Source organism: Siminovitchia jepli (assembly GCF_047228825.1).
GTDB lineage: Bacteria > Bacillota > Bacilli > Bacillales > Bacillaceae_C > Siminovitchia.
Genome location: NZ_JBFEGN010000035.1, coordinates 25,795 through 37,949, shown reverse-complemented (window position 1 = coordinate 37,949; position 12,155 = coordinate 25,795). Strand labels below are relative to the sequence as shown.

The 12,155-nt window shown below is 41.9% G+C and carries 7 protein-coding genes and 1 pseudogene; 1 reads left to right on the top strand and 7 read right to left on the bottom strand.

The genetic code is table 11. The features are described 5' to 3' along the window. Positions 1–497: 497 nt before the first annotated feature. Positions 498–599: pseudogene (locus AB1L08_RS12575) on the top strand (AAA family ATPase); the annotation flags it as partial. 223 nt (positions 600–822) lie between these two features. Here the strand turns inward: AB1L08_RS12575 and AB1L08_RS12570 are convergent. The 7 genes from AB1L08_RS12570 to AB1L08_RS12540 all read right to left on the bottom strand — a co-directional run bounded on the left by AB1L08_RS12570 (position 823) and on the right by AB1L08_RS12540 (position 12,074). Beyond that, positions 823–984: a hypothetical protein gene (locus tag AB1L08_RS12570; protein WP_413065007.1), complete on the bottom strand. Its 162-nt coding sequence runs from the start codon at positions 982–984 to the stop codon at positions 823–825. Between the two features lie 397 nt (positions 985–1,381). After that, complete coding sequence (locus AB1L08_RS12565) at positions 1,382–1,675, bottom strand: YerC/YecD family TrpR-related protein (RefSeq protein ID WP_413065006.1); 294 nt, start codon at positions 1,673–1,675, stop codon at positions 1,382–1,384. 18 nt (positions 1,676–1,693) lie between these two features. Next, on the bottom strand, positions 1,694–2,713 hold the full coding sequence (locus AB1L08_RS12560; protein WP_413065005.1) for a DUF3048 domain-containing protein: 1,020 nt from the start codon (positions 2,711–2,713) through the stop codon (positions 1,694–1,696). Between the two features lie 44 nt (positions 2,714–2,757). Continuing rightward, the gene (locus AB1L08_RS12555) at positions 2,758–4,482 is read right to left on the bottom strand and encodes an adenine deaminase C-terminal domain-containing protein (protein WP_413065009.1); all 1,725 of its coding nucleotides are present in this window, start codon (positions 4,480–4,482) and stop codon (positions 2,758–2,760) included. A 433-nt stretch (positions 4,483–4,915) separates the two neighbouring features. After that, positions 4,916–7,471: a BREX-1 system phosphatase PglZ type A gene (gene pglZ, locus AB1L08_RS12550; RefSeq protein WP_413065004.1), complete on the bottom strand. Its 2,556-nt coding sequence runs from the start codon at positions 7,469–7,471 to the stop codon at positions 4,916–4,918. Between the two features lie 61 nt (positions 7,472–7,532). Beyond that, on the bottom strand, positions 7,533–11,036 hold the full coding sequence (gene pglX / locus AB1L08_RS12545; RefSeq protein ID WP_413065003.1) for a BREX-1 system adenine-specific DNA-methyltransferase PglX: 3,504 nt from the start codon (positions 11,034–11,036) through the stop codon (positions 7,533–7,535). A 27-nt stretch (positions 11,037–11,063) separates the two neighbouring features. Continuing rightward, positions 11,064–12,074: a hypothetical protein gene (locus tag AB1L08_RS12540; protein ID WP_413065002.1), complete on the bottom strand. Its 1,011-nt coding sequence runs from the start codon at positions 12,072–12,074 to the stop codon at positions 11,064–11,066. Positions 12,075–12,155: the final 81 nt, after the last annotated feature.

Here is a 12,155-nt window from a genome sequence, read left to right as displayed (position 1 = left end):
TTTTTACATGGGAATTTTTCCCGCGTACTTGACAAATTGAAACAGTGCGTTCAAGCAAAATGTTATTTTCATATCAAAGGAAAGAGAATTGTTTATCTGCTCTGCTCAAGTAACTTAAAATAAAAACTTCCTGCAGGAATTGACGATCTGGCTAAACAGACAAATATTTACCTGAAACAGGCATTATATTAAATTGGTGCTACATGGGCCAGGTCATCAAGACAATAATTTTTTACCACTCGCCCCATGATTACGAAATTTTTAAACTCCATTACAGCCGAGTTTTTTGGCGAGGCACCTCCACCCTGGTAAACATTAATTGGAGGAGGCTAAGGACGTAAATCGTATTTTAATTGTTTTTTCTAGGAAACCAGCTCTTTTCCTTGTTATTCATTCGTCCCTACTAACAGTATGTCGGATTAACTAGATTTACTATCTACAATATATTTAAAAAGTGGTCATCTAAGGGCATAATCTCAATCAACACAGAAAAATTCAACACGTTGACGGTCAATTGCCTACTGTATGGGGCACAGCTAAAGAAAAAGCAGATTGATGAGGAAATCGTCCAAATGGCTGTTGAGGAGAGTGTTTTATGATGAAACGGGGGATTATGTTTTTTGATATTTATGAACCGAACTGGAAAATATGGATTGGCCAGCAAGAGTATGAAACATTTCGGGGATGATATTTGAAATTCGTATTCAAAACCGTTATTATCAGGTGTTGCTTGGAAAATGTGAACCGGAGAAACAAAAATATTTGTGCCGACAACAGAACCCGCAAATGAAGTCAAACTATACATCCCCCACCTAACAGCACTCACTGATAGGAGCCTGCAGTACTTCCCCCGGTCATCACACATTCTTTTCTATCCATCCCTCCCCTATTCACGTCGATGCGCTCTGCAGGCCATTCCCCTTTTTCTAGTTTTCCTGCAAAATATGCCTTCGCATAGGCTTCCAAGTTTTTACGGCGGGTCACCCAACACCTCCGCCACCTCTCGTTCACATATTGTTCCGGCAGGGCTTTACCTGCCGACCTTTCAGATTCCCCTTCACAGGGGACACCTTGTCAATCCTTCTCATTTGAGGGAGGATTTCTACTACGGGGCTACAGTACTTCAAAGGGTAAAGTTACTGACTGGATTTGAACCACCTAGACTGTGTGACTGCGGGGCACATAAGAAAAGGACTGTCCAGAAAATCGGTTTTCACCGATTTTCTGGACAGCCCCTTTAGAAAAGCTTATAGCGGCGTATAAAAAATGGCCCCTCTATCACAAATACCAAAACGGCAACTTTTTGATCAAAATATTCCTAAGTAACAAGTACAGTCTTTGGTGATTTTTCCTGCTATAAACAAGTACACTATTCTTTTAGTTATTCATCATACAGACGTTTCAACACCATTTCATATGTATCATTCCCGTAGTTCAGGCAACGCTTGACGCGTGAAATGGTAGCTGTACTTGCTCCTGTCGCCATTTCTATTTTTTGATACGTATTTCCTTCCCTCAGCATTCTTGCCACTTCCAAGCGCTGGGAGAGCGACTGGATTTCATTAATCGTACATAAATCATCGAAAAAACGGTAGCATTCATCCAAGTCCTTTAATGACAAGATGGCATTGAACAGTTGGTCAAGTGCTTTTCCACGTAACTTCTCTATTTGCATCGGTGATTTCTCCTTACATTACTTTTCTCCGAAAGAGACAATTGCCATCTCGGGCACGATACTGATCCATGTTTTTCCCGGGACAAGCTTTAGGGGCCGCCCATGTTCATACGGTACAATTCTTCCGTCCACGTTTTTCCATTCTGCTTCCTTTTTGATCCCGTGCTGGAGTACGAAGGCTTTTCCTCCCGATTCAAGATCAATATCTTTTCTTCCTTTTTCATCAGCAACATGGTGGGCGGCTTCTATCACTATGACATTATCAAGCAGCACCGGTTCGTTTGTTTCATATTCAACCGTCTGCTCTCCTCCAGTTGCCCGTTTATATTTTTCCTGTTCTGCATCATAAGCAAATTCTGATGAAAAACCGGCATCCTTGCTGTAAGAAATCGTCATGCCGGAAACGCGTTCGCCTTCCAATTTTTCTACTTCATCTTTTTTTAAAAATGCCATCGGAACCGGGGGTTCATCCATCTCATAATGGGCATCCGCTGCGCCTTTTTCGATATTGTCGAACGTAATATACGAATTATGCGGCGCTTTCCGGAAGCTCACCCGTTCAAATAACGTTCCATCATGCTGGATCCCGTTAATATGATCAATGGTGCCGGACTCCAGCTTTTCTTTCGCATCAGGGCTGTAGCCATGTGCAATATATAAGCTGTCATACCCTTTGGCCAGATCAATAAAATATTTCCTCGCACTTCGTACGGGACCGACCTTTTCCGGTTTAACACTTTGATAAATGGCCAAAAATCTTGTGACGGAACCTTCCGCTAGCATTTCATAAACGATATCGGCCTGAGATAGTCCGCTTTGCGGCCGGGCGGCCGGGTGATTATTGATCGTTACCGCTATGGCACGTTGTGTCGCTGCTTGTTCCGACTCGATTCCTGTCAACGGAAATTGTCCTGCCGATTCTTGTTTCTCCTCTTTATTAGGCGCTTGTTCCTTCTTGTCATCTGAATCCTTCTTGCTGCATGCTGAAACCAACATAAAAGCTGCGCAAAAAACAATGATCCATTTGTTAATTTTCAAAATCCCATCCCCTAAAGGTGTAAATTTTTCGTTTCCCCACTATTTTAACGCATTAACGTCGGAAAAAGTACTGTTTTATTCATCACATCATACATGCCGCGCTGGGTAACGCGAATGTAGGGAAGATGGGTGGAAGATAGGAAAAATAACGTATAGACAGGATCTGAATAAGGGTGACCCCGTTCTACGAGCAATCTGATCAACATTTCTTCCTCTTCCATTAGTGCCGAAAGATCTTTGTTTGACATGAGCCCAAGAAGAGGCAGCCGGATTTCATGGATGATGACACCATTTTCCGCCAGAACGATCCCGCCCTCAATTCCTCTCATCCGTTCGAAAGCAAGCATCATATCGCTTTTATTTTTACCGATCATGATGATATCGCCGGTTGTTGAAAAAGAAGAAACGAATCCGCCTATATTCCGGGCAAATCCTTTAAGCAAAGTGTTGATCCTCCATTTTCCCTGGCGGTCCAGCAGCATGAAAAAGCACTCATCGCTGTCGGCAGGCAGTTCATCGGCCGACACATCTCTCGCGATCGAATATGGTTTTGTAATCACATTGTTTACCATTTGAATGCCAAACGGCATCGAACACTGCAAATCTTCCTTCGTCAGCTCCCAGTCGAATGAAAACGGCTCCACCCCGTACTCTTCCCAACGAATATCTTCGTCAACGGCAATCATCTCACCAGACTTCTTTACCCACTGGCCATTTGCCAGGACAGAGATGGGGGTAGGGTTTTGTTCATCTTCCAGGAAATTGATGTTTGCCACTCTTCCCGTTGCAATCATCCCATGTAAATGCTGCAGATTATAATATTTTGCCACGTTATAGGAAGCCATGTTGTAGGCATCAATGACGGGCACTTCATTCTCAATGGCTATGCGGATCATCATGTCGGACATTCCCTGTTTGTAAAATGACGGGGTTGATCCGTCAGTGGTCAGCACCATGGAATCATATTGGTCGATTCCCTGTTCCTTCATTTCTTTTAGTAAAACTGGCAAGTCGGGACGAATCGACGAATGCCTTAAGGAAACAGTAAACCCGTGCATAAGGCGCTTATAAATATCCGCTCCTGTCATCGATTCATGGTCGCAATCCGCTCCGAACAGCATCATTTTCGCCAAAGTTTTGTCAGAAGCCCCTGGAAAATGCCCTTCCACTTTTTTGCCGATCCGCTTTGTCTCCTGAATCCAGTAAAGCATTAAATCGTCTCCATCCAGAAGTTGAGGCCACCCTGTCAGCTCCCCTCCCTGGATGACTTGATCATGCTCAATCCATGATTTCACATCGCTGTTTGAAAAAATCCTCTCTTCCCCATTCAGGACAGTTTGGGCATCATATCGTGCCCACCAATACATCGTGACAGGGCACTTCCGCAGCTCTCGCAGCAATGAAAACGCTTTCTTTTTCTTCAAATGTAAAAACAGAAAAAGATTATCGTTGATCATCGTAGTTGTGCCCGTCTGCAAGGCATACCGGGCCAACGATTGGGGATTATACAACAAATATGGATGAGCGTGCGGCTCAATATATCCCGGAACGAGTATTAAACCCGAGCAATCCACGATGTCCGTCGCATCTGTTTTTTTCGGAAGATCCTCTCCTGCATAAACGATGCGATCCTGATGAATCCAAATATTCCCATCCACCCAGCGGCGAAGCACAGAATGCAAAAAGCGAGCGTTTTTTAACAGCAAGTCAGGTGCTTTATTGCCGTCAATGATGGCTGCTTGTTCGCGTATATGTTTATTTTTCCACATAAAACGTTGTTCCAAAAATCATCCCTCCCTGGGGAGAAAAATTGCTTATTTTAATATAATGACATATTCATAAAATGTAAACGGTAAAAGCAAGCGCTTACGTTGTTGTTTTTAATACTAACACATTTTTTATTTTAACGCATTAAAGTTGGAAAGGTATTTTTATATTTTTTGTGAAGCTGTTAAAATTGGGGTATTCACCAAGATAATTCTCTTGTTCAGCCCCCACTAATTTCAATTTGCTAACTTCTGATTGCGCAACAATCCATTACTCTGCATTTACAAAAAGAAGAAGGTACATCACGACCTTCTTCCATGATGATTGCAAAGAAGTTCAAATGACATTAATAATCATTTCAGTGGTAATTCCAGCAAAACCTATTTCGCAGGACATAAGAAATCCTTATTCGGTCATCTCGTTGTTTAGAAGCTCTTATTTTTGTGAAAATGGAATATCAATCGTGAATGAATATTGTTCATAAACATTTCCCATTTTCTCCTCTTCATCTTCAAGAACAAGATAATATGTTTTTCGTTTATCATAATACACAGATTTAAACACAAATTTTTCTTTGTACGTACGTTCAACTGCCTGTGAAGAGGATTTGTCAGCAATAATGATGTTTTCATTTGAGACACGATTCCCTTGATCATCTATAAAGTATAACTTTAACCTTCTTGGAAGTCTTTTCTCTTCAACTTTTTCTATTTGGAAAAACTCCAGATATATAATCATATTGGTGATTTTCCGCATTGGAGTTGTCAGCTTTACATCCACTTTTTTTACCATGTTTCGTTGTGATTTGCTGCGGTCATTCTTAAATGTAATCACAGGAACGACAATTTCTTGAAGCATGGCGCCGCCATGTACGTAATTCGCCCCTGCCCCCTGAACCGCGAACCGGTGAACCCCTTTTGGAATGATGGCAAATCGTGCCTCAGGCTGATCCAGAATATAGTCCATTGGAAACGTCCATGTTCCTTCAACTGCTTCATTATGCTCAGTTATTGAAAATCTCCGGCTCATCAGTTTGGAAGCCTCCGGTTTTCGTAAAAGCTTGTGGCACCGCTGGAGAGGATCGCGCTGATAGATGAATCCATGATCGGCTGTAATAAGGATATTGGATGCACTGAGATTATTGACGAGTTGATTAACCAGCAGACTAATATCATCAATCGCTTCTTCCACCGCGTGGAATACTTCGCCTTCGGTTGCCGCATGATCTCCTCTGGCATCAATGACATTATGATAAATATAGATAACCTTTTTCCCTTGAAATGTCTCCCGCAAAGTTGAGCGGCTCATATTGTTGACTTCTTTATATTGAATGGCTAAGGAATCAGGAACAACGCTCTGCAAAATGTCATTTCGGTTTGTTATGCCGGTAGAATCAATGCCATCAACCAATATCCTGCCGTCGACAGAGTACTCGATATGTTTATACGGAAGCAATGAAGCCATACCAAGTGCTGTATAGGATGGAAGCACACTTTGTATGGAGGTGATTTCTGCCGCCGCTTTTCGCTGGTTGTTTAAGACTTCCGCCAGCTCTTTGGCTGCTTCATAACGCAATGCATCTGATATGATGACAAATACTCTTTCGTCATTTTCCTGATATTCATGGACCCAATCCCGGTAGAAATTTTTTTGTTGGGTAATTCCTTCTAGCGGCCAAACCATGTCATGATTATGTTCTATACTGCCGGACCATTTCAATGCCAGTTCTTCCAAAAAGTAATTTACATAGACATTTTCAATCTTATCACGCAACTGACGAAGTCTTTCTTTTTCTTCTGCCCGGTCATAGGCTGTATAGAATTTCCGATAGGCGGTATCAATGACGTAGTATTCATTTGTATAAGCCTGAAACATCCGGCCGGCTGATTGTTCCGGTATGAAATAATCCCATTTCTCCGTATAGTTCAATAGCTCGACAGCATGCAGGACCGCCTCGTATTCATAACGGTATTCAGGGTACCAGTGGTGCTTTCGCCTTGCTGCAATGATGTCAAAATATTGTTCAAAGTGGTTGATGCCACTTGTTAATTGTTCCGCCAAGTAACGAATGATTTTTTCGTCATAGATAGAAAAAGCATCCAGATGGATTATATCTTTTATATCGATTTGCTCTGCGTAATGGTTTGCCCTGACGACTTCGGAAATTTCATTTGACAAAAGGTTAAATACATGGCGGCCTAAGCGGTGATTCATCCATTGATCCATGAATACGATGATATTTGCAGGCCTTCGGCTCACATATTTCTGCCATGTTTCAGGGATTTTCATATCAAGGTTTTGTTCTGAAAGATATGTGAGCATAAAGAAGATAAGAAGCTCCCGAATCGAACGATCAGGCAAGGTATAACCGTGGTATTTTTCAACAAGCCACCAGAACTTCTCTTCGTCCCCATATTTCCGGATACGGTCCCGGGCTGATTCATCATTGTCTTTGTACCTGGTGAACAGTGTCCTGAGAATATCGTCAAGTGTGTTGGTTGGGCTTTTGCATAATACGGCCAATACTGTTAGGTCGATTGTTTCTTCTGTGTAACATTCCACTTGGTACTTTTGAAATGATTGGAAACGCGCTCTGCTATTGAAAAATTCCTTATATGACTGAAATGTCTCCCTTAATCCGTCATCGTTGATCCCCAGTTCCCTCATGATGACGGTGATTTTGTCGGTGGCAAATTCATAGCCAATTTTATAAAGGTCATATAGCCAGTCTTCGCGGGGAACCGGCTTTGGCATGTTTGCATAAAGAAGAAAATGGGACTTTGTATCTTTTTTCTCCAGCTCAAATTTTGTTGCGAATAGATTATGGTCGGTCACTTTCCAGATGCGGACATTCTCCAGTTTAAGCTCATCGACATCGTCGATAAACTCCCCTTCTTCGTCATACCAAAAAACGATATGCCGTTTGCGTCCATTTGTTAATTCTTTCTGATAGATATCATTCAATACGCGATATACTTCTTTAAGATTCATCCTACACCACTATCCTTTATGTAAGTGGGCGGGAGTGACTGTTCCCCTGCCCGTATCATCGTTATATCTTTGCCAAGACGTTCCCTTTCAGCGGCTTTTTGCCTTCTCCCTGCGGGATTTCGACATTTTGGAATTTTGCATAGTTCACTTTCACGCCGTCATCCAGGTTAAGGTCCAGTTTCTGGTTGGCTACATGGGCGATGATCTGATCGTAACTTTGGCATTCCAGCAGTTGTTTCTGCAGTTTTTCCTTGTTTTTTCTCGCTCGTGTTTTTTCCTGCTTGGACACGTCAGACTCCAGGAGTATGTCCATCCGCTCGATTTCTTCTTCATATTTCCGCTGCTGGGCGTGCAAGTAGTCTGTCCGCACACGTGCAACGAGTCCCGGTTCATAACGATGCAAATAAACGAGCGCTTTGAATCCGTCCTGCTTACCGCTTTCAAAGAGCCAATAGATTGGCCGTTTTTGATAGATATGCAAATGGTCTTTATAAAATTCTTTCAGAAAATAACGCCGGATCCGCTGGCGGGATGTTTCATTCGCTCTTCTTGTAATCGTATCCGCGATGAAATCGAGGTTATCCTCCAAATGTTCGTTACCAAAAACAATTTTCAAAATATCAACAAACCGAGAAACAATATCATCCTCAAAATACATTTCATCCGCAATCGGAATCACATTATCCGAATCAGGTACAAAAGTCTCATACCGCCCCAAATCAAACTCGCCGCCGGCAAATACAAGCCCTTCCTCATCCAGCGAATAACGCCCAAACATCAAACCGACAGCATAAGAAAAAAACGACTTCACATCCCGGACCGCATCCGCCCGCCGGACCGTCACATCCTTATCTTCCACTTCAGGCGTCAACTCATCCTCCAACCCATACAACCCAATAAAAATCCGATTCAACTCCTCCTCATTCGCCTTTAACTGATAAAATCTACTTTCTGCATGATTTGCCCATTGTAAAAAGGATTCTTTAAGTAATACACCATCTTCCCTATATTTCAAAAAAGGATGCTGGTTAAATTGTAACGAAACTTCATAGTTATCCCAATCCTTATCGGAGATATCTATATTCTTCTGTACTATTTTATTTACACTCTCTTTATCTTCATCATTTATAATTAAAGGTACATTCCTTACGTCCTGAACATTTAGATTCATTGTTGCATTATTAAGGTTTACAAAGTATTCTCCAGCTTTAGAATTAAGAAAGCCCAAAGTAAAAAATAACTCAGACTGATCATTAAAGAAAAGTGTTGGTGCTGCTAAATTAAATGTAAAACCTTCCTTGACATATCTAAACCCTTTTAAAGGTGATGTCCCTACCATTGTCCAACAGATGCCTTCTTTAAACCAAAGATATTCAGGTATGATCCTTGCCACTTTATCTTTTCTATAATGGTCTCGGGCTTCTTTACTCCAGTCTATTAACCATTCAACATTCCCTGACCACCTTCTATAAGGTCCACCCTTAACATGGATAAACCATTTTTTGTTTATTGAATTATTATCAACTTCCCAAACATATCTTAAATACTTATCATTATTACCTGTTTTTGTTTGACCATCCGAGATGGTTACATCTTTTATCGTAATTCCTTTTCCAAATACCTTTATAACTGATTCTGTTATCCAATATGCAATCGGTGAACCTGTTATTTCTGAAAAACCTTCCTGAGTCCGCTCAAAGTACAATTCTTTATTAAAAAATTGTTTAACCTTTTGCTCTGCATTATTATAATCCGTAAGACGAATAAAAGTAGAAAGATAGTCTTGAACAACATTTTTCCTCATCACAAACGACGTAGTTTGAACCACTTCTCCACCGATTTCTGGAAAGGCCCTTGTTCCAAGGTGTACCATTGAGTAAATCTGGTGATTCTGGAGCATTGATTTTCTTAAGTCTTCATAGGAGGAAAGGAACATCCAGGAATGCTGGTTGACCATTCCGATAAATCCGTTTTCTTTTGCTGAAAGGCTTGCCACTTCCATGAAGACCGCAAAGAGGTCAGCGCTTGAGTTTTTATAGTGTTTTCTCACATAGTCTACCAACTCAGCGTTCATGCCCTTTCGCCCCATATACGGCGGGTTGGTCACAACGACGTCGTATTTTTGTGCGAGTATGATGGCCTGGTCGATCAGCTTCTCGATGGTTGGCAGTGTGTTGATTTTGAAGTCCATGACGAACATGTTGTCTGTTTCTTTTTCTTTTATCGACTTAACTTGCTCTTTTAATGCCTTTAGGTTGATATCTGGAACTTCGATGATGGAGCCGAGCAGTTTTCCATCTTTGAATGTTTCTATCAATGTCTCTATGTCACTTCGTAAGTCGGTGTTTTCTGCAAAGATCTCTATATCTTGCTCTTTTAGCAGGTTGCTCTCCTCAATCCAGTGCAAATGAGTGCTTATTGCTGAATTGAATATACGGTGGTTGTAGCCTCTCGCTTTCATCATGACCGAAAAATAGGCAAGTTGCGCCGCACGGGGGTCGATGTCTAGACCATAGAGATTGTTCTCTAAGATTAGTTTAGGAATATCCTGCTCCCTGTATCCTTGAGTTTTATATAATTGGTAGAACACTTCAAATGCATAAACAAGGATATGGCCGGATCCCATGCATGGGTCGAAAAACTTGATGGACTCCGGTTTCAAATACGGGTCCTTTAGTTGTTCCAATTGCCCCTTGACACTCTCCGGCTGTTCCGCCGCCTCCAAATAATAAGGAAGCTTTGCCTGCAGCGAATCATCAGGATGCGATTCCAGCCACAGCCGGCCCAAAGAATTGTCCACCATATACTGCACAATCCATCTTGGCGTAAACAGCTCCGTTGCCGCCGGAATATTTTCCTTCGAGATCTTTTGGTTTTTCTTCAGCGCCGCAAAGACCTCATCCTTCTTCTCTGAAATATAATACTGGTACAGCCAGCCAATAATTTCCACTTCTTTTGTCCAGTCTTCCTCAGCAATCATCGTCACCATGTCATGGATAACGGAAGTTTCCGCAAGAAGCTGGTTTGGGAGGAGGAGCTCCGTGTAATCCTCAATCTTCTCAAACATCATCGGCATGATTTCACCCAATTTATTGCATTGCCTGATCAATATGTATTTGAACAAATCCTCATCGTCATTGGCATCCTGCAGCTCATAGACCTTCTGCTCATCAAGCTCCAACTCATCCACCAACATCTGGACCTCAGTTAATGCATCAGGCTCCGTTTTCCCCGGCTCAATCGACGAAAACACCCTGACACCCGTCGGCAAATAATCATTCACTTCCATGAACCGTAAAGCGATAAAGCGGTTGAACCATGTATAGGCCACTTCCTCTATCACCTGATCGTAGCCCTTTTGCTCAATCTCACGGATCAACCTTTCCCTTTGTCTGATTTCGTACTTTTTATAAAACTTTTGATTGATCAGAAATCCGTCCTGATATACTTCCGCCTCTTTTACCGCATCTTTTGTGACTCCCAGTTCAAACGCCTTCTGGTCCACTGCCTCCATTAATTTTTTTCTGGCAGTGACCGCAAACCTTTTGATCGCGCCCTTATCCAAACCATATCCCCTCTTTTTCTCTTTCAGTCAATAAGCATAAATATATTCGGGAAATTCATTCTCCTGCTTAATATATTCATAAGCCTCCTGCAAGCCTTCCCTTGGCTTGATCCCCTGCTTCACAGCATGTTCATATACATTTATCCATGAGTTAGTGCTTTGATGGTGCATAATGAGCTGAAGCAAAACAAATAATTTTATCTCACGGCCAGATTCAATGTAATATTTTTTAAAAACATTAATCGCTTCCTGATACTCCCCCAAAGCGCTCTGCGTCATAAAAATCATTTGTACCAAATGGTTGATATACTGCTCATTTTTCCATATACCGTCCCTTTTCGATCGTTTCAATGCCTTGCGCTTTTCATGAAGAAGCTCCTCGGCAATCGCAACCATTCTTTCTTTCAGCGGAGCATTATTGAGCGCACGCAACAAAACGCCAAGCAATGACCTTGTCGTTGTATAGTAGTTGGAGTCCTCTTCAATGACAAGCTTTAAAGACCCGGAAATCCACTGATCCGGATCCTCTGTTTCTTTTTTTAGCAACACCACCCATTCCAGGAAGTCCGTTTGCGGAATTTTTAACGTATCAAATGGTTCTTGGCTTGCAAACACATAATGCCCGGATGCATAGACAAACAGCCGATACAACTCTTCCATCAGAGAAGCACATGCTTTTTGATGTACAGGATGATTGGAAAAGCTCATTACCTGCTCAACCAACCTTTTTGCTGTAAACCTCCAATTCGAACGTTCTTTCTTTGGTACCGCCCGGTTGGGAGCAAAATAATTTTGGGCCCATGCATTGGCAATAAACGTCTTTGTTTCCTGTTCAACACTGTGAAAGTCCAGATCCTTCATTGATTGCTTTGCACTTTTTCGGCTTTTCTTAAAAACCTCCGGCTCCTCAATCAACCTGTCTATCTCTTTTTCTTCCCGCATTCTCTTCGGAATCTGCTTATACATCTCCACAATGATTTGCTGAAGCTCGTCTTTCGTTGAACTTCTTATCTTTTCCCGCAGTTCGCTTACTTTCAACTTTATCCCCCCAAACATATCGAATCAGTCAAGCATACTCAATCCCAAACAGGCACTTATCATAACAAAGACTCTTTCCTG

Bases quoted from the DNA above. Each gene is read 5' to 3' on its own strand.
- AB1L08_RS12565 (WP_413065006.1), bottom strand. From the start codon at position 1,675: ATGCAAATAGAGAAGTTACGTGGAAAAGCACTTGACCAACTGTTCAAT.
- AB1L08_RS12555 (WP_413065009.1), bottom strand. From the start codon at position 4,482: ATGTGGAAAAATAAACATATACGCGAACAAGCAGCCATCATTGACGGC.
- pglZ (WP_413065004.1), bottom strand. From the start codon at position 7,471: ATGAATCTTAAAGAAGTATATCGCGTATTGAATGATATCTATCAGAAA.